Origin of the sequence: Brevundimonas lenta, assembly GCF_014196335.1 — a bacterium.
Classification (GTDB): Bacteria; Pseudomonadota; Alphaproteobacteria; order Caulobacterales; family Caulobacteraceae; genus Brevundimonas; species Brevundimonas lenta.
On sequence record NZ_JACIDM010000001.1, the window covers coordinates 1,438,546 to 1,460,881 of the forward strand.

The 22,336-nt window shown below is 69.0% G+C and carries 27 protein-coding genes; 18 read left to right on the top strand and 9 right to left on the bottom strand.

Annotation, left to right across the window (positions count from 1 at the left end):
* Positions 1-65 precede the first annotated feature (65 nt).
* Together GGR12_RS07215 and GGR12_RS07220 are read left to right on the top strand one after the other, a co-directional pair.
* Complete coding sequence (locus tag GGR12_RS07215) at positions 66-1,319, top strand: TCR/Tet family MFS transporter (RefSeq protein ID WP_183203648.1); 1,254 nt, start codon at positions 66-68, stop codon at positions 1,317-1,319.
* A gap of 66 nt (positions 1,320-1,385) precedes the next feature.
* Complete coding sequence (locus GGR12_RS07220) at positions 1,386-2,768, top strand: trypsin-like peptidase domain-containing protein (RefSeq protein ID WP_183203811.1); 1,383 nt, start codon at positions 1,386-1,388, stop codon at positions 2,766-2,768.
* Here GGR12_RS07220 and GGR12_RS07225 read toward each other — a convergent pair.
* Genes GGR12_RS07225 through GGR12_RS07235 form a run of 3 tightly spaced genes read right to left on the bottom strand, consistent with a single transcriptional unit; the run spans position 2,765 to position 4,204 of the window.
* Positions 2,765-3,349 (bottom strand): hypothetical protein, encoded by a 585-nt coding sequence (locus GGR12_RS07225; RefSeq protein ID WP_183203649.1) that lies wholly within the window; start codon positions 3,347-3,349, stop codon positions 2,765-2,767. The genes GGR12_RS07220 and GGR12_RS07225 overlap by 4 nt on opposite strands.
* A 22-nt stretch (positions 3,350-3,371) precedes the next feature.
* On the bottom strand, positions 3,372-3,794 hold the full coding sequence (locus GGR12_RS07230) for a VOC family protein (RefSeq protein ID WP_183203650.1): 423 nt from the start codon (positions 3,792-3,794) through the stop codon (positions 3,372-3,374).
* A complete protein-coding gene (locus GGR12_RS07235) occupies positions 3,791-4,204 on the bottom strand; it encodes a VOC family protein (protein WP_183203651.1) in 414 nt (137 codons plus the stop codon). The genes GGR12_RS07230 and GGR12_RS07235 overlap by 4 nt, the downstream gene beginning before the upstream one ends.
* Before the next feature lie 73 nt (positions 4,205-4,277).
* Between GGR12_RS07235 and GGR12_RS07240 the strand changes: the two genes are divergently transcribed.
* From GGR12_RS07240 to GGR12_RS07265, 6 genes are all read left to right on the top strand, one after another.
* The gene (locus tag GGR12_RS07240) at positions 4,278-5,588 is read left to right on the top strand and encodes a replication-associated recombination protein A (protein ID WP_183203652.1); all 1,311 of its coding nucleotides are present in this window, start codon (positions 4,278-4,280) and stop codon (positions 5,586-5,588) included.
* 78 nt (positions 5,589-5,666) lie between these two features.
* Positions 5,667-6,128, top strand: coding sequence for a hypothetical protein (locus tag GGR12_RS07245; protein WP_183203653.1), 462 nt, complete (start codon positions 5,667-5,669; stop codon positions 6,126-6,128).
* Positions 6,129-6,168: 40 nt separating this feature from the next.
* On the top strand, positions 6,169-6,894 hold the full coding sequence (locus GGR12_RS07250) for a pseudouridine synthase (protein ID WP_183203654.1): 726 nt from the start codon (positions 6,169-6,171) through the stop codon (positions 6,892-6,894).
* A gap of 139 nt (positions 6,895-7,033) precedes the next feature.
* Positions 7,034-7,381 carry an endonuclease domain-containing protein gene (locus GGR12_RS07255; RefSeq protein WP_246328818.1) on the top strand — a complete coding sequence of 116 codons (348 nt, stop codon included), beginning with the start codon at positions 7,034-7,036 and terminating at the stop codon, positions 7,379-7,381.
* Positions 7,382-7,451: 70 nt separating this feature from the next.
* The gene (locus GGR12_RS07260; RefSeq protein WP_183203656.1) at positions 7,452-7,964 is read left to right on the top strand and encodes a CC0125/CC1285 family lipoprotein; all 513 of its coding nucleotides are present in this window, start codon (positions 7,452-7,454) and stop codon (positions 7,962-7,964) included.
* Positions 7,965-7,989: 25 nt separating this feature from the next.
* Positions 7,990-8,655 carry a prolyl hydroxylase family protein gene (locus GGR12_RS07265; RefSeq protein ID WP_183203657.1) on the top strand — a complete coding sequence of 222 codons (666 nt, stop codon included), beginning with the start codon at positions 7,990-7,992 and terminating at the stop codon, positions 8,653-8,655.
* On the opposite strand, the gene GGR12_RS07270 is transcribed toward GGR12_RS07265, so the two are convergent.
* Both GGR12_RS07270 and GGR12_RS07275 read right to left on the bottom strand, forming a co-directional pair.
* Positions 8,639-9,859, bottom strand: a complete 1,221-nt coding sequence (locus GGR12_RS07270) for a hypothetical protein (protein WP_183203658.1) — start codon at positions 9,857-9,859, stop codon at positions 8,639-8,641. The two genes, GGR12_RS07265 and GGR12_RS07270, sit on opposite strands and share 17 nt — an antisense overlap.
* A gap of 141 nt (positions 9,860-10,000) precedes the next feature.
* Positions 10,001-10,441: a DUF2214 family protein gene (locus tag GGR12_RS07275; RefSeq protein WP_183203659.1), complete on the bottom strand. Its 441-nt coding sequence runs from the start codon at positions 10,439-10,441 to the stop codon at positions 10,001-10,003.
* A gap of 47 nt (positions 10,442-10,488) precedes the next feature.
* Here GGR12_RS07275 and crcB point away from each other — a divergent pair, with 47 nt between their 5' ends.
* The 9 genes from crcB to GGR12_RS16560 all read left to right on the top strand — a co-directional run bounded on the left by crcB (position 10,489) and on the right by GGR12_RS16560 (position 18,598).
* Positions 10,489-10,872 carry a fluoride efflux transporter CrcB gene (crcB, locus tag GGR12_RS07280; RefSeq protein WP_183203660.1) on the top strand — a complete coding sequence of 128 codons (384 nt, stop codon included), beginning with the start codon at positions 10,489-10,491 and terminating at the stop codon, positions 10,870-10,872.
* Positions 10,869-11,915, top strand: a complete 1,047-nt coding sequence (locus GGR12_RS07285; RefSeq protein ID WP_183203661.1) for an RluA family pseudouridine synthase — start codon at positions 10,869-10,871, stop codon at positions 11,913-11,915. Before crcB ends, GGR12_RS07285 begins: the two co-directional genes overlap by 4 nt.
* Before the next feature lie 154 nt (positions 11,916-12,069).
* A complete protein-coding gene (locus tag GGR12_RS07290; RefSeq protein WP_183203662.1) occupies positions 12,070-12,744 on the top strand; it encodes an HAD-IA family hydrolase in 675 nt (224 codons plus the stop codon).
* A 13-nt stretch (positions 12,745-12,757) separates the two neighbouring features.
* Positions 12,758-13,519, top strand: coding sequence for an ATP12 family chaperone protein (locus GGR12_RS07295; RefSeq protein WP_183203663.1), 762 nt, complete (start codon positions 12,758-12,760; stop codon positions 13,517-13,519).
* Positions 13,520-13,636: 117 nt separating this feature from the next.
* Positions 13,637-15,424 carry a tetratricopeptide repeat protein gene (locus GGR12_RS07300; protein WP_183203664.1) on the top strand — a complete coding sequence of 596 codons (1,788 nt, stop codon included), beginning with the start codon at positions 13,637-13,639 and terminating at the stop codon, positions 15,422-15,424.
* A 66-nt stretch (positions 15,425-15,490) separates the two neighbouring features.
* Complete coding sequence (locus GGR12_RS07305) at positions 15,491-16,114, top strand: hypothetical protein (protein ID WP_183203665.1); 624 nt, start codon at positions 15,491-15,493, stop codon at positions 16,112-16,114.
* Between the two features lie 83 nt (positions 16,115-16,197).
* On the top strand, positions 16,198-17,730 hold the full coding sequence (locus tag GGR12_RS07310) for an acyl-CoA carboxylase subunit beta (RefSeq protein ID WP_183203666.1): 1,533 nt from the start codon (positions 16,198-16,200) through the stop codon (positions 17,728-17,730).
* A 118-nt stretch (positions 17,731-17,848) separates the two neighbouring features.
* A complete protein-coding gene (locus GGR12_RS07315) occupies positions 17,849-18,199 on the top strand; it encodes an endonuclease domain-containing protein (protein ID WP_183203667.1) in 351 nt (116 codons plus the stop codon).
* Positions 18,200-18,442: 243 nt separating this feature from the next.
* Complete coding sequence (locus tag GGR12_RS16560) at positions 18,443-18,598, top strand: phosphotyrosine protein phosphatase (RefSeq protein ID WP_246328745.1); 156 nt, start codon at positions 18,443-18,445, stop codon at positions 18,596-18,598.
* An 18-nt stretch (positions 18,599-18,616) separates the two neighbouring features.
* Here the strand turns inward: GGR12_RS16560 and GGR12_RS07325 are convergent, their stop codons facing one another.
* A complete protein-coding gene (locus GGR12_RS07325) occupies positions 18,617-19,612 on the bottom strand; it encodes a sensor histidine kinase (RefSeq protein ID WP_183203668.1) in 996 nt (331 codons plus the stop codon).
* A 132-nt stretch (positions 19,613-19,744) separates the two neighbouring features.
* On the opposite strand from GGR12_RS07325, the gene GGR12_RS07330 reads away from it, so the two are divergent.
* Positions 19,745-20,140 (top strand): hypothetical protein, encoded by a 396-nt coding sequence (locus tag GGR12_RS07330; protein ID WP_183203669.1) that lies wholly within the window; start codon positions 19,745-19,747, stop codon positions 20,138-20,140.
* A gap of 3 nt (positions 20,141-20,143) precedes the next feature.
* Here the strand turns inward: GGR12_RS07330 and GGR12_RS07335 are convergent, their stop codons facing one another.
* The 3 genes from GGR12_RS07335 to GGR12_RS07345 form a co-directional block, all read right to left on the bottom strand.
* Entirely contained in the window at positions 20,144-20,605 is a 462-nt protein-coding gene (locus tag GGR12_RS07335) for a DUF6790 family protein (RefSeq protein ID WP_183203670.1), read from the bottom strand.
* A 127-nt stretch (positions 20,606-20,732) separates the two neighbouring features.
* Positions 20,733-21,146 (bottom strand): GIY-YIG nuclease family protein, encoded by a 414-nt coding sequence (locus GGR12_RS07340; RefSeq protein ID WP_183203671.1) that lies wholly within the window; start codon positions 21,144-21,146, stop codon positions 20,733-20,735.
* A 414-nt stretch (positions 21,147-21,560) separates the two neighbouring features.
* Entirely contained in the window at positions 21,561-22,319 is a 759-nt protein-coding gene (locus tag GGR12_RS07345; protein ID WP_183203672.1) for a pseudouridine synthase, read from the bottom strand.
* Between the last annotated feature and the right edge of the window lie 17 nt (positions 22,320-22,336).

A 22,336-nucleotide genomic window follows, 5' to 3' on the forward strand; every position in this document is an offset into this window, starting at 1 on the left:
GGTAGGCGCGGGCTGACCGCCGAGCCGGGAGCGGGTAGAAGGCCCGTCCCCCTGCGAGCCCGATCATGTCTGCCCTTCACCGTCTCCGCACCCACCGCGCCGCGCTCGCCTTCATCTTCGTGACGGCGGTGCTCGACATCGTGGCCATGGGCATCATCATCCCGGTGCTGCCCCAACTGATCGAGCAGTTCGTCGGCTCGAACGCCCGCGCGGGCTGGATCAACGGCGTGTTCGTCGCCCTTTGGGCGCTGATGCAGTTCGTCTGCTCGCCCATCATAGGCTCGCTGTCGGACCAGTACGGCCGCCGCCCGGTCATCCTGATCAGCTGCGCGGGTCTCGCGGTCGACTATGTGCTGATGGCGGTCGCGCCCGACCTGTGGTGGCTGGCGCTGGGGCGGATCATCGCCGGCATCACCTCGTCCAGCTTCACCACCGTCTACGCCTATATGGCCGACATCACCGCACCCGAGAAACGCGCCCGCGCCTATGGCCTGATCGGCGCGGCCTTCTCGTTCGGCTTCGTGCTGGGCCCGGCGCTGGGCGGCTTCCTCGGCGAGTTCGGTCCGCGCGTGCCGTTCTGGGCGGCGGCCGGCCTGTCCGCGGTCGCCTTCGTCTACGGCTGGCTGGTCCTGCCCGAAAGCCTGCCGCCGGAGAAGCGGATGAAGTTCAGCTGGGCCCGCGCCAACCCGGTCGGCGCCCTGATCCTGCTCAAGCGGCACACCGAGCTGTCGGGCCTGGCCGTCGTGAACTTCCTCCTCTACTTCGCCCACCACGTCTTCTCGGCGGTGTTCGTCCTCTACGCCGCCCTTCGCTACGGCTGGGGCCCGAAAGAGGTCGGCATGCTGCTGGCCGGGGTCGGCGTGCTGGACATGATCGTCCAGGGTCTGCTCATCGGGCCGGTGACGAAGCGGCTGGGCGACCGCCCGACCATGGTGCTGGGCCTCTTCGGCGGCTCCATCGGCATCGCCCTGATGGGCTGGGCCCCGACGGGCCTGGTGTTCATCCTCGCCATGCTGCCCAACGCCCTGTGGGGCCTCGCCATGCCCACCCTGCAGGCCCTGATGACCCGCCGCGTCGGCGAGGACGAGCAGGGTCAGCTGCAGGGCGCGAACATGAGCGTCGCCTCGATCGCCGGCGTCCTGTCGCCCCTGTTCTTCGGCTGGATCTATTCGATCTCGGCGGAGGAGGGGGCGCCGTTGCCGCACCCGGGCATCGCCTTCTTCATCGCCGCCGGGGTCCTGCTGCTGGCGGCGATCATCGGCTGGTGGGTCGGTCGTCAGGCCCAGCGCGAGGAAGACGCGATTCCGGATGCCCGGTGACGCCTTGATCCTGTCGAAATGGCGCGCACGTATGGGGGCGTGAACACCCTGCTCGACCGGATCCCCATGAAGACCAGCTCGATCGCGATCGCCGTCGCCCTGACGCTCGCCGCCTGCGGACAGCCGAACAACTCGAAGGCCCAGGACGGCGTCTTCGCCGACAACCGGGTCGTCCCCGGCGACGCCAACGCGATGAAGGCCAGCTTCGCCCCCGTGGTCCGCGCCGCCGCGCCCGCCGTGGTCAATATCGCGGCCCGTGGCGTCCAGCAGGTCCAGGACCCGTTCTGGTCCATGTTCGGTCAGGGCCCGCGGCGTCAGCAGGTCGGCTCTGTCGGTTCGGGCGTCATCGTCCGCTCCGACGGCGTGGTGGTGACCAATTTCCACGTCATCCAGGGCATGCAGGAGATCAAGGTCGTCCTGAACGACCGGCGCGAATACGACGCCCGCGTGGTCCTCGCCGACGAACGCTCCGACATCGCCGTGCTCCAGCTGGAGGGCGTCACCGAACGCCTGCCCACGCTCGACATCGACGACCGCGAGGAACAGCAGGTCGGCGACCTGGTGCTGGCCATCGGCAATCCGTTCGGCGTCGGCCAGACCGTCACCAACGGCATCATCTCGGCCCTGAACCGCACCGAGACCGGCATTTCGGACTCGGGCTCCTTCATCCAGACCGACGCGGCCATCAATCCCGGCAACTCCGGCGGGGCCCTGGTCGACATGGACGGCGACCTGATCGGCATCAACACGGCCATCTTCTCGCGTTCCGGCTCGTCGTCCGGCGTCGGCTTCGCCGTGCCCGCGGCGATGGTGAAGCGGGTGGTCGATTCCGCCGTCGGCGGCGCCACCGCCGTCGTCCGTCCGTGGCTGGGCGTGAAGGGCGAGCCGGTCAACGCCGAGATCGCCCGCAGCCTCGGTCTCGAACGCCCGCAGGGCCTGATCGTCACCCAGGTCTGGCCGAACGGCCCCGGCGCCCGCGCCGGCGTGCGGGAGGGCGACGTCATCACCGCCGTCGACGGCGCCGAGATCAACGACCAGGCCGGCCTGAACTTCCGCGTCGGCACGCACGAGCCGAACGAGGCCGTGCAACTGACCGTCCTGCGTGACGGCCGCAACCAGACCCTCGACGCCCGCGTCCAGCCGCTGCCGGGCGATGCGGCGCTCGACAACGCTTCCGTCGTCCGCGCCGGCGCGCTTTCGGGCGCCCAGGTCCTGACCCTGAACCCGGCGCTGGCCGACAGCCTCGGCGGCGATCCCTTCGCCCGGGGCGTCATCCTCGGCCGCATGCAGCGCGGCTACGCCAGCGCCAACGGCTTCCGTCCGGGGGACATCATCGTCGCGGTCAATGGCCGTCCGGTCACCTCGGTCGGCCAGGTCGACGACGTGCCGCGCGGCTCGGAGGTCACCATCAACCGCGGCGGCCGAACGATGACCGGCCGGGTGCGCTAGAGCCCGGCGACGTAGCGGCCGGTCCAGTAGGGCAGGGTGAACAGCACCATCAGGGCGCTGAGCACGGCGATGTTCCACCGCTTCCCGCGCACGAACACCAGGGCGACCAGCAGTCCGATCGTCACGGCGTTGTAGGGCAGCAGCCAGCGCCAGAAGAGGTCCGGCTCGTCCGTCATCGCGCGCCTGAACTGGTTCCACGCCGTCACGTCGATCAGCACCTCGGCGGCCAGCAGCAGGACGGCCACGAACCGCTTACGTCCTGCAAAATAGGCGTCCAGCGAGTCCCAATGATCCATGTCCTTCGGGACGACGATCACCGCCGCCAGGTAGTAGCAGCCCGCGATGCCCAGCGGCGCGGCCAGCACGCCCAGCCGGATCTCCACCTCGTGCATATTGGTCCAGGCGCTGACCCAGGCGACGCAGATGCTCAGCATCAGGAACAGCATCAGCAGGCCGGTCTGCAGACCCACATGCTTCAGCCGTCGCGCCTGCACCAGACCGCCCACGCCCTTCAGCACCTTGGCGGCGGCCAGCCCCAGCACCAGGCCGTAGAAGGTGAAGAAGAACTCGAACTCGGACATCCGGCTCCTCCGTGGGGCGGACTCAGCCTGCCTCCGCCTTCGGCCCGGTGATCGACCAGACGTGGCCGTACGGATCGCGCAGCTTGCCGTGGCGGCCGTAGAACTCGTCCGCCGGCGGCCGGATCACGGTCGCGCCCTCGTTTGCAGCGCGGCCGATCCAGGCGTCCACGTCGTCGACGGCCAGGGCGATGGTCACCGTCGTGCCGCCCAGCCGCCCCGGGGCGTCCGTCGCCACCACGGCCTGCATCTCGGGGAACTCGTCGGCCAGATAGATCATCCCGCCGTTGGCCAGCTCCAGCATGGCGTGGCCCAGCCGGCCGTCGTCCATATCGTAGCTGACCTTCTCGGTCGCGCCGAACGCCCTCAGATACCAGGCCAGCGCCTCGTGACCCCGGTCGACGACCAGATAGGGCACGACCGGCGGATCGGGCGGGACGTAGGTCATTTCCTGATCGGCGCGCCGATCGACCAGCTATGGCCGAACGGGTCGCGCAACATGCCGTAGCGGTCGCCCCAGAACTGGTCGTCCAGCGGGAACACCGGCACCCCGCCAGCCAGGATGGCGCGGTTCCACCACTCGTCCGCGTCATCGACCAGCAGGTGGATGGTCACGCCCTTGGGCGCGATGTCCTGCTCGCCGTTGTACTCGGGGAATTCGTCGTTGAGCATCACGGCGCCGCCGTTGATCAGCAGGTGCGCGTGCATCAGCCGCTCGCCGTCCTCGGCCAGGTGGCGGCTCTGCTCCTCCGCCCCGAAGGCGCGGGTGTAGAACTCGATCGCCGCCTGACCGCCGCGCGACGGGATGGTCAGATGCGGCGTGACGCCCGGCATGGGAGGGGCAGGGTTTTGGGCCATGGCGCGTTCTCCGTGCGGTGCGCCGACAGTAACGCGTGAAAAGCGTGTCGGTAACGCCTATCTGTGACCGTCCATGTCCGACCTGTTCGAAGCCTCCGGCATCCATCCCCCTGACGCCCCGCTGGCCGACCGCCTGCGTCCGCGCGCCCTCGACGAGGTCGTGGGCCAGGATCATCTGCTGGGCGAGGGCGGACCGATCCGCCGCATGATCGAGGCCGGCCGCCTCGGCTCCATGATCCTGTGGGGGCCGCCCGGCACCGGCAAGACCACCATCGCCCGCCTGCTGGCCCAGGCCGCCGGCTACCAGTTCCAGCAGATCTCGGCCGTCTTCTCCGGCGTCGCCGATCTGAAGAAGGCCTTCGAGCAGGCGCGCATGCGCCGCGCCGCCGGCCAGTCGACCCTGCTGTTCGTCGACGAGATCCATCGCTTCAACCGCGCCCAGCAGGACGGCTTCCTGCCGTTCGTGGAGGAGGGGGTCGTCACCCTCGTCGGCGCCACGACCGAGAACCCGTCGTTCGAGCTGAACGGCGCGCTTCTATCCCGCTCGCAGGTCTTCGTGCTCAAGCGACTGGACGACGACGGGCTTGATCAACTGTTGACCCGGGCCGAGGCGCACGAGGGCCGGCCGCTGCCCCTGACGCCCGAGGCGCGTCAGGCCCTGACCGCGCTGGCCGACGGCGACGGCCGCTATCTGCTGACCATGGCCGAGACCCTGTTCGCCCTGCCGGACGGGATCCAGCTCGACGTCCAGGGCCTCGCCGGCACCCTCCAGCGCCGCGCGCCCGCTTATGACAAAAGTCGAGAAGAGCACTACAACCTCATATCAGCGTTACATAAATCGGTTCGCGGCTCCGACCCGGACGCGGCCCTCTACTGGCTGGCCCGCATGCTCAACGGCGGCGAGGATCCGCTGTATCTCGCCCGCCGCATCGTGCGGATGGCGGTCGAGGACATCGGCGAGGCGGACCCGCTCTCCATCCTCGTCGCCAACGCCGCCAAGGACACCTACGACTTCCTCGGCAGTCCGGAGGGCGAACTGGCCCTGGCCCAGGCGGTGGTCCATCTCGCCACCGCGCCCAAGTCGGTCGGCGTCTACGAAGCCTTCAAGGCGGCGAAGCGCGCGGCGGCGGAGACCGGCTCCCTGATGCCGCCCGCCCACATCCGCAACGCCCCGACCAAGCTCATGAAGCAACTCGGCTACGGCAAGGGCTACCAGTACGACCCCGACACGCCCGAGGGCTTCTCCGGCGCCAACTTCTTCCCCGACGGCATGGAGCGCCGCACCTTCTACAATCCGAAGGGCGAGGGACACGAGGCCAAGGTCAAGGAACGCCTCGACCGCTGGGCGGCGATGCGCACCCGGATGGCCCGGGACGAGGAATGACCGCCTCAGGGTGAACGTTGCCGTAACGCTGAATTCAGCCCATCCTCAGCCCATCGGAATAACCTTGGGAGGGGACCTATGACCGATACTTCAATGCCTTCAATGACCCGTTCGACGCCCTGGCACCTGTGGCTGGTGGGCGTGGTGTCGCTGCTGTGGAATGGTTTCGGCGCCTTCGACTTCATCCAGACGACGATGCGAGGCGAGGCCTACATGCGTGAAAGCGGCATGACCCAGGCCATGATCGACTACTTCAACGCCATGCCCGCCTGGATGTACGGCCCCTGGGTCCTCGGAGTCTGGGGCGCCGTGGCCGGGACGCTCTTGCTGCTGCTGCGCAATCGCTTCGCCGTGCACGCCTTCGCCCTGTCTCTGGCAGGCGCGGTGATCAGCCTGATCTACGGCCAGTTCATCAACAAGATGCCGGCGCTGCCGCCTGAAATGGCGATGATGCAGTACATGCCGTACGTCATCGTGGTGATCGCCGCCTTCCTCGCCTGGTACGCCTGGACGATGCGCAAGAAGGGCGTTCTCGCCTGATGGGCTGACGGGCGGGCCCGGTTTCGCGTAAGCACGCGCCGTGACCGTACTCCCGCCCGTTTCCCTCACCGAAGATGAGATCGCCGCCGTCCGTTCGTGGGTGGTGTTCGAGGACCCGCATGTCCTGGCGCTGAACAAGCCGCCGGGCCTGTCCAGCCAGGGCGGACGCATCAAGGCCCATACGCTGGACGACCTGCTGTGGGCCTTCATGCGCTCGAACGGCAAACGGCCCGAACTGGTGCATCGCCTCGACCGCGACACCTCGGGCGTCATCCTCGCCGCCAAGACCAAGCCCGCCGCCGGCTTCCTCGGCAAGGCGCTGCAGGCCCGGCGGTTCAAGAAGACCTACCTGGCCCTGCTGTCCGCCGCGCCCGAGCCGCGCGACGGCAAGATCGAGACGCCCCTGCTGCGTCAGGAGATCGGCCGCGAAAGCTATATGCGCGCCGTCACCGCCGACACGCCGGGCGCCCAGGCCTCGCTCAGCCGCTACCGCACCCTGTCGGCGTCGGAGGAGGGGGCGCTGGTCGAGCTGGAGCCCCAGACCGGCCGCATGCACCAGCTGCGTGTCCATATGGCCTCCATCGGTCGCCCCCTGGCCGGCGACGCCCGCTACGGCGGCGCCTTGACCTTCGCCGGCCGCCCCGCGCCGCGCCTCATGCTGCACGCCGCGAAACTGGTCTTCCCCCACCCGGAAGGCGGCTACACCACTGTCGAGGCGCCGCCGCCCGCCGATTTCGAGACCCTGAAGGCCGCCGCGGGCCTCTAGGAAGATCCTCCCCCACAGGGGGAGGGGGACCACCCGAAGGGTGGTGGAGGGGGCTGACACGTACATCGCTCCCGAATAGGTTGTGCGAATGGAGGCCCCACGCCCGACCGTTCAGCGCGCCCGCGAACTTCGCCGCCGCATGTCTCTTCCGGAGGTCGTGTTGTGGGCGGCTCTTCGAGGTCAAAAACTCGGCGGCCTACGCTTCCGCAGGCAGCACCCGATCGGCCCCTACATTCTCGATTTCTACTGTGACCGGGCGCGATTGGCCGTTGAGGTCGACGGGCAGGGACACGAGCATCCTGACCAGATGGCGCATGACCGGCGACGCACTGCCTGGCTGAAAGCGAGGGGCATCGACGTCATTCGCCTCCCGGCGCGTGATGTTCTCGGTGAACTGGATGGCGTGCTGCACTTCATCCGCTCGCGTGCCGGCGGCCAGCCCCCTCCACCGCTTCGCGGTCCCCCTCCCCCTGCGGGGGAGGATTGACGGGCTCCGTACACAGGAACCTCGCGGCTCCCGCCACGCTTTCCGAAGGAAACCCCTTCGGAGGCCTGTCATGAACCGTCCCGTCCTTTGCGCCCTCGTCGCCGCCGGCCTGACGCTGGCGGGCTGCGCCAGCCTCGGCCCGTACGGGCCGCAAACCAGCGCCGGCGGGCAGGGCTTCACCGAGCAGCAGATCGAGTCCAACCGCTTCCGCGTCACCTATTACGGCGTCGGCTCGCCCGGCCCGGTCGGCGACCGCGCCCTGCTGCGCGCCGCCGAACTGACCACCGCCCAGGGCTATGACTGGTTCGAGGTCACCCAGCGCTGGATCGACGGCCGCCCCGACAGCGCCGGTGGCGTCAGCCCCAGCGTCGGCGTCGGCTTCGGCTCCAGCAGCGGTTCTGGCCGGTACGGCGGCTGGTCCAGCTCCGGCGTCGGCGTCGGCCTCGGCCTGAATTTCAGCGGCCCGTCCGCCACCTCCACCTCGCTTGAAGTGGTCATGGGCCGCGGCGATCGGCCGGACCGCCCGAACGCTTACAACGCCCGCAATGTGCAGGACTCGTTGCGCGGCCGCGTCAGCGGGTAGATGCTTCGCCCTCGAAGGGGGCGGCATGGATCGCGTCGAGACCGGACAGAGGGTGCGTGAACGGTTGCTGGCTGCGCCGAACGTCCAGCACGTCCCGGTCGAAGAGGTCGACCTGTTCATCCTGCGCGACTTCCTCGACGCGGATCAGTGCGCCGCCCTGATCGAACTGATCGACGTCAACCGGAAGCGCTCGCGCCTGTTCGGCGACCACCCAGACCCTGAGTTTCGCACCAGCGAGACCTGCAACCTCGATCCCGCCGAGGCGGTAGTCATCGAGGCCGAAGCGGGCTTCCACCGCCTGATCGGCCTCGCGCCCGAATACGGCGAACGCCTTCAGGGGCAACGCTACGAGGCCGGACAGCAGTTCAAGCCGCACCACGACTATCTGCGCACCAGCGAGCCGTACTGGCCGCGCCAGCAGGCCATCGGCGGCCAGCGCACCTGGACCGCCATGGTCTTCCTCGACGCGCCGGAGAAGGGCGGGGCGACATACTTCCCGCTGCTGGACCTGACCCTGCCGCCGCGCCGTGGGAACCTGATCGTCTGGAACAACCTCGACGCCGCCGGCGAGCCCAACCGCATGACCCTGCACCAGGGCATGCCGGTCGAGGCCGGGGTCAAACACATCGTCACGAAGTGGTGGCGCGAACGGCCCTGGGGCCTGTCGCCTGACGTCAGCGGCCGCGCGTAAGCGCCCGGTATTCGACCAGCCGTTCCTTGTCGCGCCGGACCTGGTCGGCGACCGAGTTGTCCACGTCCAGCGAGGCGTAGCGGACCCAGCCCTCGACCCCCAACTTGTCCTGGATCGCCTCCATCGGCGTCCTCCAGCGCACGTAGGAGACCCAGCTCACCACCAGCGCCAGCACGCCCGCCAGCCCCTGCAGCCCGCGGAACCAGGCGGCGTCGGCCGGCGCGGGCTCCAGCGCGAACAGCACGGCCCAGACGATCAGGATCAGCGGCGTAGCGATGCGCTGCAGCCAGCGGGTCCAGTAGCGCTCGCGGCGGATCCGCCACAGCTCCATCTGCACGTACTTCTCCAGGTACTCCATCCGCGCGCCCAGCCACATCGTCAGGCGGGTCAGGTACATGGCGCGCTTGCCCCAGCCCTTGCCGTCCATCTGGAACTGGGTCTCGGCCTGGTCGGCCATGGCGCGGGCGCTGGTGAACAGGTTCTGCAGCTCACGCGTCCGCTGCACCACCTCACGCGAGAGCTCGTAGGAGTCGTTCTCCAGCCGGAAGCGGTACTGCACGAACAGGATCGCCTGCACCGCCCACCACAGGCCCACGACCACCAGCATGGCGCCGCCGGCCAGCAGGGCGCCGGTCTGGGCCGAGCCGACCCAGCCCGCGAACCACGTCGGACCCAGCGACGCCAGCAGGGCGAAGGCGACCAGCGCCAGCGTCTGGTTCAGTCGCTTGATGCCGATGTGCACCATCAGGGCCCGGAACACCCGGCGGCCATAGCTGTGAATGCGGCCCCGCAGGTCGCGGTCGATCGGGAAGCGCTCCTCGATCTGGCGCGCGAACAGCACGTGGAAGCGGTCCGGCTTGCGGCCCGTCTCCCAGAACGGGAACAGGTCCAGCGGCTGGTTGAAATATTCGTCGATATGGGCCGAGACGACGTCCTCGGCGCCGGGCAGGGTCGAGAAATACTCGCTCTCGCTGATCGGCCTCAGAATGCCGTCGCCGCTGCGCAGCGTTCCGCCGGCGTCGGCGCCGGGGCGCGGGGGAGCCGCGCGGTTGGGGCTGTCCTCCGCGCCGGGCGGCGGCGGATTGGGCGCGGGCGCAATGGTCGCGGTCGCGCGCTCGTCATGGCCGTGCCCGCCGTGGCCGTCGTCATGCGCGTCGGCGGGCGCGTGGGACGGGGGAGCGTGGCTGTGATCGTCGTGGGCCATGGCGCGTACGGCGGTCCTGAAATGCGGCCCGACAGTATGGCGGAGGGCGCCGCCGGGCCGACGGCCTTTCCCTCATGGCGCGAGCTGCGCCGTAGCTCAGGTATCGCCGTTAACCCTACGCCTCGGCAAGTGAAGTTTCGTTCAGCCGGGCCACCGCGCCATCGCCGCCGCGAACACCAGCAGCGGAACCAGCAGCAGGCCGGAAATCCCGACCGCCGCCCGCACCTTGCGGATGTCGGCCTCCTCCGGATGGAAGTCCGGGTCCTTCTTCGCCGCCCGGCCCCAGGCCTGGTAGCGCATGGTGGGCAGGATCGACGCCACGCCGATCAGCACGAAGGTCGCCACCTTGGCCCAGAAGAACGGATTGCCGTCGTAGAACTCCCAGCCCTTGCCGCCGAAATTCACCCGGCAGACGCCGACGATGAACACCAGCCCCGCCAGCGTGCCATACCCCACATCGACCTGCGCCAGCCGGTGAATGTCCACCCTCGGCCCCCGCAACAGCACCCGCTCCGCCATCAGCATGGCGACCAGGCTGAAAACCAGGATGTGGTGGGCGATGGCCAGGAGGAGATCGAGCACGGGCGCTCCCTTCGCTTTGCCGCAAGGACGGGTATAAGCCCCGCACAATGACACGTTTCCTGATCGTTGCAGCAGGCGGCGCCCTCGGGGCGATGGCGCGCTACGGGCTGGGCCGGGTGCTGCCCGCGACCGGCTGGCCGTGGCCGACGCTGACGGCCAATGTCGCCGGGGGTCTGCTGATGGGTTTGCTGGCCGGCTGGCTGGCCTTCCGCGGCGGCGCGCAGTCCGAGACCATCCGCCTGTTCGCCGCCGTCGGCGTGCTCGGCGGCTTCACCACCTTCTCGGCCTTCTCGCTGGAAACCGTCCAGTTGATCGAGCGCCGCCAATTCGCCATGGCGTCCGGCTATGTCGCCGCCTCGGTGGTCCTGTCGATCGCCGCACTCTTCCTCGGCCTGATGGTCGCCCGCCGCGCCTTCGGAGCCGCCCTTTGACCGACGAAACCCCCGACGCTCCCGCCGACGCCCCCCAGGATGCGCCCAAGCGCGAGGTCCTGACGATCTATGTCGCCGAGGCCGAGGATGGCATCCGCCTCGACCGCTGGTTCCGCCGGCGCTGGCCGCACCTGTCCAACATCCAGGTGCAGAAGATGGCCCGCAGCGGCCAGATCCGCGTCGACGGCGCCCGCATCAAGCCGGAAGGCCGCCTGACCGCCGGGGCCGCCGTGCGCGTCCCGCCCATCCCCGACGACACCTCGCGTCAGGCGGGCGACGCCCACACCCTGTCGGAACAGGACATCCGCTTCATCAAGTCGCTCGTCATCTACGAGGACGACATGGTCATCGCCATCAACAAGCCCCACGGCCTGGCCGTCCAGGGCGGCACCAAGACCAGCCGCCACGTCGACCGTCTGCTGGGCGCCTGGGGCGAGGGCATGGACCGCCCGCGGCTGGTGCACCGCCTCGACCGCGACACCTCCGGCGTCCTGCTGCTCGGCAAGGGCCCCGAGGCCGCCAAGCGGCTCGCCGGCGCCTTCGCCCGTCGTCAGGCCAAGAAGACCTACTGGGCCATCGTCATCGGCAACCCGAAGCCGTCCGCCGGTCAGATCGACATGCCGCTGAAGAAGACCGGCATCAACGACTTCGAGATGATGCGCCCGGCCGATCGCAAGGACCCGCGCGCCGAGCCGGCCGAAACCGCCTTCGCCACCATCAGCCGCGCCGCCCACCGCGCCGCCTGGATGGCGCTGCGCCCCTTCACCGGTCGCACCCACCAGCTGCGCGCCCACATGGCCGGCATCGGCCACCCGATCCTCGGTGATCCGAAGTACGGCGACGAGAAGTCGAAGGAACTGTCGGGCATCCTGAAGCTGCAGCTCCACGCCCGCAGCATCGAACTGGAGCATCCGCGCGGCGGCATGCTGAAGGTCGTCGCCCCCCTCAGCCCCGAAATGAAGACCGGCTTCGCCCACTTCGGCTTCGAGGAGAGCGAAGGCAACGAAAGCGATCCGTTCGAGGGCGTGAAGCGCCAGCGATGAGTTTTCAATCTTCCGCTCATCCCCGCGAAAGCGGGGACCCAGTTCTTTGGGTGATCGGTTCTTCCTGTGGCTCGCGGACCTTGATCCCGTCCGCCGCCGCTCCAACAAAAGCACTGGGTCCCCGCTTTCGCGGGGATGAGCGGAGTTTAGTGGCTTGAGACCCCTCGCAGTTTTCGACATCGACGGCACCCTCGTCGACAGCCGGACGTCGATCCACCGCGCCTGCGTCGACGCCGCCCGGGCCCTGGGTCTGCCCGAGCCGGAGTATGATCGCGTCCGCATGATCGTGGGCCTGAGCCTCCACAAGGCCTTGCACACGCTCGAACCCCAGCTGACCGACGCCGAACTGGCCGACTTCGTCGCCGCCTTCCAGGCTTCGTTCCGCCGCCTGTACGAGTCCGGTCACGAGGAGCCGCTGTATCCCGAGGCCATGTCCACCCTGCGCCGCCTGCACCGCGACGGCTGGCGTCTGGCGCTCGCCACCGGCCAGAACCGCCGCGGCGTCGCCCGCAATCTGGCCCGCGAGGGCTGGGCCGACCTGTTCATCTCCAGCCACTGCGCCGAGGACGGCCCCGGCAAGCCGGACCCCGCCATGCTCCTCGCCGCCATGGCCGCCTGCGATTCCGAGCCCGCCCGCACGGTCATGATCGGCGACACCGCCCACGACGCCCTGATGGCCGTCAACGCGGGCGTGCATCCACTTGGCGTCTCATGGGGTTTCCATACCGCCGAGGAACAACGCGCCGCCGGGGCCCGTCACGTCGCTACCACCTTCGGCGAACTCAGCGTCGTGCTGGACGGCTTCGCCGCCCGCGCCCGCGCCGCCTGACCGGGAGAGTCCCATGAGCCACATCCCCCCGCTCGATCCCAACGTCGCCGCCCGCAAGGGCTTCCGCGAGTCCGAGGAGCGCCTCAAACGCTTCTGGAAGGCCGTCGACGTCGCTGAAGGGCAGGGGGGCTGGACGGTTCAGCTGGACGGCCGCGCGCCGAAGACCCCGGCCCACGCGCCCCTGACCCTGCCGACCGAAGCCGCCGCCCGCCTCGTCGCCGACGAATGGGCCGCCCAGGGCGAGTTCATCGATCCGGCGACCATGCCCGCCACCCGTCTGGCCTCGACCGCCATCGACCGCGTCAGCCAGGCCCGCGAGGCGGTCGCCGACGAAATCGCCGCCTACGCCGGCTCGGACGCCATCTGCTACTACGCCGACGCCCCCGGCAGCCTGGTCGAGATGCAGGCCCGCGGCTGGGAGCCGTGGCGCGAATGGGCCGACGACGTGCTGGGCGTGAAGCTCGATCCGGCCACGGGCGTCATCCACCACGCCCAGGACCCCGCCGCCATCGCCCGCGTCCGCGAGCTGGCGCTCGAGCTGGACGACTTCACCCTGACCGGCCTGGCCATGTCCGTTCCCCTGTTCGGCTCTGCCGTCCTCGGCCTGGCCCTGCAGCGCGGCGACCTGACCGGAGAGGCCGCCTTCGACCTGTCCCGCCTCGACGAGCATTTCCAGGAAAGCCAGTGGGGCGTCGACGAGGAGAACGCGGCCCGCACCGCCCTCCGCCGCGCCGAGGCGGACATCCTCGACCGGTGGTTCCGGGCGCTGGCCTGACCTTGTCATCCCGGACGGCGCGCAGCGGCGATCCGGGACGCTCGCCTCCTTCGACATCCGCTGATATTTATTCCGCCGTTACGGCCGGGGAGGGCTGGTAGCGAGGGGAGGTAAGGCATGCGGACGATCCTCAGCGGGGGCGCGGCCCTGGTCATGGGCGCTTTGATCTCCACCTCGGCCGGCGTGCCGCCGACGTCGGGCGAGACCGTTCCGTCCGACATGCTGGACCCGCTGGACCCGGTTCAGCAGGCGCGCGCCATGTGCGGCACGGGCAAGGCCGGGCGTGAGGCGCTGATGAGCCGCCTGCTGGCCGCATCCGCCGCCGTCGGCCCGCTGAAGCGCTCCGACGGAACCATCGCCCTCTATCCCGACCTGACGGAGCTCAACTTCCCGGTTAGCACCTCCAGCGACCAGGCCCGGCTCTATTTCCGCCAGGGCGTGATGCTCAGCTATGGCTTCAACCACGCCGGGGCCGTGCGCTCGTTCCGCGAGGCCCAGCGCCTCGATCCGGGCTGCGCCATGTGCTGGTGGGGCGAGGCCGTCGCGCTCGGGCCCAACATCAACGCCCCCATGGACGACCGCGACCGCGGCGCCGCCCTGGCGGCGCTGGGCAAGGCCGTGGCCCTGAAGGATCGCGCCACCCCGGTCGAACGGGCCCTGATCGAGGCCGCGGCCGTGCGCTATTCCGCCGACCCCGCCGCCGACCGGGCCGCCCTGGACGGCGCCTACGCCGACGCCATGCTGGCCGTCGCCGCGCGCTTCCCGGATCACGACGACGTCGCCGTGTTGGCGGCGGAGGCGGCGATGAACACCACGCCGTGGAACTACTGGGAGGCCGACAAGCGCACCTCCATCGGCCGCAGCGGCGAGGCCATCCGCCTGGTCGAGAAGGTGTTGGCCCGCAATCCCGGCCACCCCCAGGCGGCGCACCTCTACATCCACCTGCTCGAGGCCAGCGATCCGGCGCGGGCCGAAGCCGCCGCCGACCGGCTGGCGACCCTGCCGTCCACGGCCGGCCACCTGGTGCACATGCCCAGCCACATCTACATGGTGCGCGGCCGCTATGCGGACTCCATCCGCGGCAACATCGCCGCCGCCCGCGCCGACGAGGCGTGGATCCGCGCCTCCAACGACCAGGGCCTGGTCCGCTACGGCTACTATCCGCACAACGTCCACTTCATCGTCGCCTCGGCCCAGATGGCCGGCGACATGACCACGGCGATCGACGAGGCGAAGCGCCTGCGCACCCTCATGGACCCGGATACTTCGGCCAAGATCGCCTGGATCCAGGCCATCGACGCCGCGCCCTACCTCGCCATGGCCCAGTTCGCCGCGCCCGACGACATCCTCGCCATGCCTGAGGCCGATCCGCGTCTGCCCTATGCGAAGGCCATGCGCCTGTACGCCCGCGCCGCGGCCCATGCGCAGAAGCGCGACCGCGCCGCCTTCGACGCCACCATCGCCGAGCTCTCGGCCCTGCGCCAGTCGGACGCCTTCGCCGACATGATCGCCCAGGGCGTGCCCACGCCGGTCCTGCTGGAACTGGCCGAAGAGGCCGCGCGCGGTCGCCTGGCCTGGTACGAAGGCCGCTACGAGGACGCCGTCCGCCACTACCGCGCCGCCGCCACGCTCGAGACCGGCATCCCCTATATGGAGCCGTCCTGGTGGTACTATCCGGTCAGCCAGTCGCTGGGCGCGGCCCTGCTGCGCGCCGGCCGCCCGGACGAGGCCAGCCAGGCCTTCCGCCAGGCCCTGATCCAGACTCCCAACAACGGCTGGGCCCTGTACGGTCTGGCCGAGAGCGAGGCAGCCCAGGGCCACACCGCCGAAGCCACCGCCGCCCGCCGCGCCCTCGACCAGGCCTGGCTCGGCAATCCGGCCTGGCTGAAGCTGGAGCGGCTATAGGGGAGGGCTTGCCGCGCCCTACGGCCCGCCCTAATCGAATGCCGTTGAGTGTCGCGGGGGGCGTGCGTGAAATCGGTTCTGTTCGGGGCGAGCCTGCTGGCCGCCGCCCTTTGCGCATCCAGCGCGGTGGCGTTGGCGTTCCAGGACCCGTCTGGCTACGCGACGCCGGAGGAAGCCTTGCGGGACGCGCCCGACGTGCAGGAGCGCTGTCTCTATCGGGCAGGAGCCAATCAGTGCCAGCTGGCCGTGTACGCCCGCGACGGGTCTGAAACGCCGCGTTGGCTCTCCGCCTGGGCGGAGCCGGGCGCCGAATTTGCGTGTGTCGACCGCGCGACAGCCGACACCCGCGTGGCCTGCGATGCGCCGGACGCCGTGCGGGTGATCGTCTGGGAGACCGGCTCCGACAACTACCTCACCCCCGCCGAAGGACTGCGCCATCCGCCGCTGGCTCCGTCGGCCTGCCTCGACCAGTCCGGCCGCAACATCTGCACCCTCGCCTTCATCGTCGAGATCGACGACACCGACACGCTTCTCTGGCGGCCCTTCTGGGCGACAGCGGACCGTGAACTGATCTGCGTCGAGCCCGTCACCTATCCTGAACCCGTAAGCTGCGATGCGCCCGGCGCGGTCCACTATGAGATCCCGCGTCTGCGTATCCGGACGCCGATCCTCCTGAAGCCGGCGGCGTAGGTTCGGCGCACACCCCGCCTGCCGCCCCGCCGCTTGCCTCCGCCTTCGGGTCTCCTTAAGCCAGCGCTCAAGGAGACCCGACCATGCAAGACATCCTCGAACAGCTCGAAGCCCGCCGCGCCGCGGCCCGTCTCGGCGGCGGCACGAAGCGGATCGAGAGCCAGCACGCCAAGGGCAAGCTGACGGCGCGCGAGCGCGTCGAGGTCCTGCTGGACGAGGGCTCCTTCGAGGAGACCGACATGTTCGTGGAGCATCGCTCGCACGAGTTCGGCATGGAGAAGCAGCGCATCCCCGGCGACGGCGTGGTCACCGGCCGCGGCACCATCGGCGGCCGCCTGGTCTATGTTTTCTCCAAGGATTTCACGGTCTTCGGCGGCTCTCTTTCGGGCGCGCACGCGGCCAAGATCGTCAAGATCCAGAAGATGGCCCTGACCAACGGCGCCCCGATCATCGGCATCTTCGACGCCGGCGGCGCCCGCATCCAGGAGGGCGTCGAGAGCCTGGCCGGCTATGCCGACATCTTCCTGCAGAACACCCTGGCCTCGGGCGTCATCCCCCAGATCAGCGTCATCATGGGCCCGTGCGCCGGCGGCGACGTCTATTCGCCGGCCCTGACCGACTTCATCTTCATGGTGAAGGACACGAGCTACATGTACGTGACCGGCCCCGACGTGGTGAAGACGGTCACCAACGAGGTCGTCACCCACGAGGAACTGGGCGGCGCCCGGGTCCATGCCGGCAAGTCCGGCGTCGCCGACGGCGCCTTCGAGAACGATCTGGAGGCCCTCAGCGAGGTCCGCCGCCTGATCGGCTTCCTGCCCCTGTCGAACCGCGAAAAGCCGCCGGTCCGCGAGAGCTACGACGACCCCGAGCGCGACGAGGCGTCGCTCGACACCCTGGTCCCGGCCAACCCGAACCAGCCCTACGACATCAAGGAGCTGATCCTGAAGACGGTCGACGAGGCCGAGTTCTTCGAGATCGCCCCCGACCACGCGAAGAACATCGTCACCGGCTTCGGCCGCCTCGACGGCCAGACCGTCGGCGTCGTCGCCAACCAGCCGCAGGTGCTGGCCGGCGTGCTGGACATCGACTCCAGCAAGAAGGCCGCCCGTTTCGTCCGCTTCTGCGACGCCTTCGAAATCCCGATCGTCACCTTCGTCGACGTCCCCGGCTTCATGCCCGGCACCCGTCAGGAGTACGGCGGCCTGATCAAGCACGGCGCCAAGCTGCTGTTCGCCTACGCCGAGGCCACCGTGCCCAAGCTGACCGTCATCACCCGCAAGGCCTACGGCGGCGCCTATGACGTGATGAGCTCCAAACACCTGCGCGGCGACGTCAACTACGCCTGGCCCTCGGCCGAGATCGCCGTCATGGGCGCCAAGGGCGCGGTCGAGATCATCTTCCGCAAGGAGGCCGGCGACCCCGAGGCGCTGGCCGCCCGCGAGGCCGAGTACAAGCACCGCTTCGCCAACCCCTTCGTCGCCGCCTCACTTGGCTACATCGACGACGTCATCATGCCCCACGGCACCCGCCGGAGACTGATCAAGGCGCTCCGCACGCTGAAGAACAAGCAGGCGGAGAACCCGTGGAAGAAGCACGATAATATTCCGCTGTAGGCTCGAACCCTTCTCCCCTTGCGGGAGAAGGTGGCCCGCGTAGCGGGTCGGATGAGGGCTCTCTCGGTCAGATTGCAATCGCTTCCATGCTGCTCGTATAGCGCGCTAGGCTCGCGCCATGGATCACTGGCTCCACGACCGGGCGAAGGAGATGCGGCGCGAACCCGCGCTCTATGAGCGACGTCTCTGGAAACTTCTCCGCGACCGGCGACTCGAAGGCCTGAAGTTCCGCCGACAGGTCGTCATCGGCCGCTACATCGTTGACTTCGCCTGCCTCCGCCATCGGCTCATCGTCGAGGCTGACGGGCCGCATCACGACGAGCGAGCCGAAGATGCCGCGCGCGACGAATGGCTTCGCGGCCAGAACTTCCGCGTCCTGCGTTTCCCGAACCAGCAAATCGAATCCAGGGGCCATGAGGTGATCATGGCCATCATTGAAGCGGCGCACGCACGGGCGGCGAAGGACTGACGCGCCGGCGCGACCCCTCATCCGACCTCGCTCCGCTCGGCCACCTTCTCCCGCAAGGGGAGAAGGGTAGGATAGGCGGAATGACCAACGTCCTCTTCATCTGCTCCGCCAACCGCCTGCGCTCGCCCACGGCCGAGCAGGTGTCGTTGGCCGGGCGTCGAGACCGCCTCGGCCGGGCTGAACCATGACGCCGAGGAGGCCGTCACCACCGAGCTGGTTGAATGGGCCGACCTCATTTTCGTCATGGAGCGCGCCCACCGCTCGAAGCTGCAACAGCGCTTCCGCGCCGGCCTGAAGACCGCCCGCGTCATCTGCCTCGACATCCCCGACGACTACGCGTTCATGCAGCCCGAGTTGGTGGTCCTGCTGAAGAAGAAGGTCGGGCCGTTCCTCAAATAGCGGTCGGAAGCGGATTGGTCAGAACGCTTCGGCCGTCAGCGCCTCGACCGTCGTGGCCAGCTCGAACCTCACGCCCTCCGGCGCATAGGTCAGTTCCGACGTCCCGCCGACATAGCCGCTCAACGCCCGCTGGATCATGCCGGAGCCGAAGCCCGTGCGCGTCGGCGGCTGCACCGGCGGTCCGCCGCTCTCGGTCCACGACAGGGTGAAGGCCGGGGCGTCGATCGACCAGTGCACCGCCACCCGGCCCCCGTCGGTCGACAGGGCGCCGTATTTGACCGCGTTGGTCGCCAGTTCGTGCAGCGCCAGCGACAGGGCCAGCGCGCAGCGGGAGCTCAGATCCACGTCCGGACCGGCGAACGACGTCTGCGCCGCGCCGCCGTGGGCCCGTAAGGTCTGGGCGACGATGTCCCGCAGGGGCGCGCCGGTGCGGGTGGTCTGGGTCAGCACGTCCTGCGCCGCCGCCAGCGTCGCCAGCCGGTCCATCAGGGCCGTCTTCAGCTCGGCCGGTTCGCCGCCGCTGCGGAAGGTCTGGCTGGCGATGGCCTGGACCATGGCCAGCATGTTCTTCATGCGGTGGTTCAGCTCCAGCGCCAGCAGACGCTGCTGCTCCTCGGCCCGCTTCAGTTCGGTGATGTCGCGCGACACCGACAGCAGCCGCGCCGGGCGGCCGTCCGGCCCCGGGATCGGCGTCACCTGCACGTCCCACCAGCGCGGATTGCCCATGGCGGTGTTGGCCGGCCCCTGGAAGCGGTAGTTCCGCCCCTCGCGCGCCGCCAGAATCGCGGCCTTCGCGTCCGCATTGCTCGGACCGTCCCAGAACGACGGCCACGGACAGCCCCGCAGCTGGTTGAAGTCGCTGACCTCCATCACCCGCTTGCCGCCTTCGCTCATATAGGTTAGGGCGCCGTCGAGGCTCAGGATCTTGATGCAGTCGTTCGATGCCGCCAGCACGGACTGCACGAACGCCTCGTCTATGGCCTCGTCGGGAAGATCGCGCACGTCGGAGGCCATGGGCCACCCTAGGGCCTGCCGCCTCCGCTGGCCACCCGGCGATCGGCCAGTCTTTGCAGCGGGTTAGGGGGAGGGGTGTCGTGTCGTTCGGCGGAGGATGACGAGGGGGGAAACTGTCGGCTAGGCTTGGCTATGCCCGCCGATCCCTTCGCCGATGTCCTCCCCGAAAGCCCGCTCCGCGCCGCGCGTCGGGAGGACCACGCCCGCATCGCCCGCATGCTAGCGACGGCGCCCGAGGCCTGGTCCGACGAGGATGTCGACCTCGTCGCCTTCCGGGCCATAACGACCATCGGCGGCCTTGAAACGTTCAAATGGATCCTGCCGCACTTCCTCCGCCGCACCGCCGCCGCGCCCGACCGCTGGATGCTGGAGCCGGACATCCTGTCGGAGAAGCTGGATCATGCCGGTTTCGGCGCCTGGCCCGAGGCCCAGCGCGCCGCCGTCCTGGGTCTGCTGCGCAATGTCGTGGCCGTCGTGGCGGCCGGCGACGCCGGAACGCTTACCGCGTGGCTCGACGCCCGCGCCTGAAACTCACGCGGCCACGAGACCGATGAGGTAGATCGCCAGCACCACCGCGACCCACAGATCGGAGTAGGTCGCCAGGTTTTCGTCAGGTTTGCGCTGCCTGTTCCTCAGGTGGCGAACGCCGACCAGCGTGTAGAAAATGAAACCGCACACCGCCGCCGGCAGAACCCAGGCTTCGAAATACAGGCTGGCGACGCCGATCGAACCGATCGCAACGTTGGCGGCCCCAAGCTCGGACACGATCTTCGAAGCGTCCGGATCCCTGATCTCGAAGATCGTGCGCGCCGTGAATTCCGGCTGGGCCATCTGCCTGACGCCGGCGGTCAGGAGCCTCACGCCCACGGCCCAGAAGACGAACCATTTCCCGATCAGGAAAATCAGACCCGCATGGCCCGGCAAAAGCCATTCTATAAGGACCGACGCCGCCGGCAGCACGAACGTCAGCCCAATCACGACGATCAGATACATCTCGATGCTCCGGGACCAGCAAGACCGGGCGAGAATATTCGATCTGCGCCTGACTGCACACTGTTCTCCGGGCGTCGCCTTCGCCACCGCCACTGGCGGCGGCGCACTGACGCCTTGCGGGACGGGGCTACGCCTGGCGCGAATTCCAACCCTTTGGCAGCGGGTGGGGCCTGGACGGCTCCGGCGCCTTCGGCTTCCAGTCGAGCCAGGCCTCGGGCTCGCCCTTCCATGCCGCTCCGCCGGTCGCCAGACTGTCGTACAAATCTATCCAGTCAGGGTTCATCCGTTCGATCAGGGTCGTCTTCCAATCCCGCAGATAGCGTTTCAGGGACTTCTCCCTCTGAATCGCCGCCGTGATCGACTGATGGCATTCGTACCAGACCAGCCGCTTGAGACCGTGGCGTTTGGTGAAGCCCTCGATCAGCCCCTGCCGATGCTGATGCACCCGTCCGACGAGATCGCTCGAGACGCCGATGTACAGGGTCCCATGCCTGCGGTTGGCCATCATGTAGCAACCGATGACACCGTCCCGCGTGACCATGGGTCTCCTCCCTGACGGCCTGAGGTTGTCCCCGGATTGTTTGCGTTGGGAAGTGCCAACCCCACTCGTCACCCTCGGCCTTGTGCCGAGGGCCCATAGACCCGGTGTCGACCGGTCGCATCCGAACAAGCCGCACCGCGCGTTTGGATCCTCGGGACAAGCCCGAGGATGACGAAAGAAGGTGAGGCCGTACGTCCGCTTTTGACGTCCACGCGTGCTTCACTGCGTCTCCGGTCTTTGACATCGCAGGGCGGATAGACGTGAGAGGACCCTCTCAAATCCTCTATTTCCCTCTATTCCGCCCTCTCGTCTCCGAACCCCCAAACCCCGCCACGCCTGAACCGGCGTTGCGCGAAATGGCGGACTTGAGAGGACTTGAGAGGGTTTCGCCGTTTTTCCCGGCGACAGTACGCCTCAGCCGCCGACCAGGGCCTCGCGCTCCTCGGCGGTCAGCATGCGCCATTTACCCTCGGGCAGGTTGTCCAGCTTGATCGGGCCGATACGAATGCGGATCAGGTCGATGACCTCCAGCCCGACCATTTCGCACATCCGCCGGATCTGACGGTTGCGGCCCTCGCGCAGGATGAATTTCAGCCGGAAGGACTCCATCCGGCTGACGTAGGCCGGCTTCAGCTGCCGGCCGTCCAGCATCAGGCCGTGGCGCAGGACCTTCAGCTTCTTCTCGGTGATGTCGCCCGTCACCCGGACCAGGTATTCCTTGTCCAGGTCCGACTCCGGCCCGATCACCGCCTTGGCCACCACCCCGTCGGACGACAGCAGCAGCAGGCCGCGCGAGTCCTCGTCCAGCCGCCCGATCGGGGGCAGGGAGACCTCGTCGGCCGGGACTTCGCCCTCGCCGACGCGGTTGTTCTCGGTGATCAGGCGCACGGCGGGGCGTTTGTCGGGCTCCGGCTGGCCGGAGACGTAGCCGACGGGCTTGTGCACCATGATGGTGACGCCCGCGGCCAGGGTCGCCGTCGCCTTGTCGCTGAGGGTCAGGGTCTGGCCCGCCTCCAGCTTGCGGCCCGCGTCGGTGACCACCTCGCCGTCGACCGACACCAGGCCGTCGGCGATCAGGGCGTCGGCCTCGCGGCGCGAGCAGACGCCGGACTGGCCCAGCCATTTGTTGATCCGGACCGGCTCGGGGCCGTCATAGGTGCGGGTGAACGCCATGCGGGTCACTAGGACCG

Bases quoted from the DNA above. Each gene is read 5' to 3' on its own strand.
- GGR12_RS07215 (WP_183203648.1), top strand. From the start codon at position 66: ATGTCTGCCCTTCACCGTCTCCGCACCCACCGCGCCGCGCTCGCCTTC.
- GGR12_RS07220 (WP_183203811.1), top strand. From the start codon at position 1,386: ATGAAGACCAGCTCGATCGCGATCGCCGTCGCCCTGACGCTCGCCGCC.
- GGR12_RS07225 (WP_183203649.1), bottom strand. From the start codon at position 3,349: ATGTCCGAGTTCGAGTTCTTCTTCACCTTCTACGGCCTGGTGCTGGGG.
- GGR12_RS07230 (WP_183203650.1), bottom strand. From the start codon at position 3,794: ATGACCTACGTCCCGCCCGATCCGCCGGTCGTGCCCTATCTGGTCGTC.
- GGR12_RS07235 (WP_183203651.1), bottom strand. From the start codon at position 4,204: ATGGCCCAAAACCCTGCCCCTCCCATGCCGGGCGTCACGCCGCATCTG.
- GGR12_RS07240 (WP_183203652.1), top strand. From the start codon at position 4,278: ATGTCCGACCTGTTCGAAGCCTCCGGCATCCATCCCCCTGACGCCCCG.
- GGR12_RS07245 (WP_183203653.1), top strand. From the start codon at position 5,667: ATGACCGATACTTCAATGCCTTCAATGACCCGTTCGACGCCCTGGCAC.
- GGR12_RS07255 (WP_246328818.1), top strand. From the start codon at position 7,034: ATGTCTCTTCCGGAGGTCGTGTTGTGGGCGGCTCTTCGAGGTCAAAAA.
- GGR12_RS07260 (WP_183203656.1), top strand. From the start codon at position 7,452: ATGAACCGTCCCGTCCTTTGCGCCCTCGTCGCCGCCGGCCTGACGCTG.
- GGR12_RS07265 (WP_183203657.1), top strand. From the start codon at position 7,990: ATGGATCGCGTCGAGACCGGACAGAGGGTGCGTGAACGGTTGCTGGCT.
- GGR12_RS07270 (WP_183203658.1), bottom strand. From the start codon at position 9,859: ATGGCCCACGACGATCACAGCCACGCTCCCCCGTCCCACGCGCCCGCC.
- crcB (WP_183203660.1), top strand. From the start codon at position 10,489: ATGACACGTTTCCTGATCGTTGCAGCAGGCGGCGCCCTCGGGGCGATG.
- GGR12_RS07295 (WP_183203663.1), top strand. From the start codon at position 12,758: ATGAGCCACATCCCCCCGCTCGATCCCAACGTCGCCGCCCGCAAGGGC.
- GGR12_RS07300 (WP_183203664.1), top strand. From the start codon at position 13,637: ATGCGGACGATCCTCAGCGGGGGCGCGGCCCTGGTCATGGGCGCTTTG.
- GGR12_RS07310 (WP_183203666.1), top strand. From the start codon at position 16,198: ATGCAAGACATCCTCGAACAGCTCGAAGCCCGCCGCGCCGCGGCCCGT.
- GGR12_RS07315 (WP_183203667.1), top strand. From the start codon at position 17,849: ATGGATCACTGGCTCCACGACCGGGCGAAGGAGATGCGGCGCGAACCC.
- GGR12_RS16560 (WP_246328745.1), top strand. From the start codon at position 18,443: ATGGAGCGCGCCCACCGCTCGAAGCTGCAACAGCGCTTCCGCGCCGGC.
- GGR12_RS07325 (WP_183203668.1), bottom strand. From the start codon at position 19,612: ATGGCCTCCGACGTGCGCGATCTTCCCGACGAGGCCATAGACGAGGCG.
- GGR12_RS07330 (WP_183203669.1), top strand. From the start codon at position 19,745: ATGCCCGCCGATCCCTTCGCCGATGTCCTCCCCGAAAGCCCGCTCCGC.
- GGR12_RS07335 (WP_183203670.1), bottom strand. From the start codon at position 20,605: ATGTATCTGATCGTCGTGATTGGGCTGACGTTCGTGCTGCCGGCGGCG.
- GGR12_RS07340 (WP_183203671.1), bottom strand. From the start codon at position 21,146: ATGGTCACGCGGGACGGTGTCATCGGTTGCTACATGATGGCCAACCGC.
- GGR12_RS07345 (WP_183203672.1), bottom strand. From the start codon at position 22,319: ATGGCGTTCACCCGCACCTATGACGGCCCCGAGCCGGTCCGGATCAAC.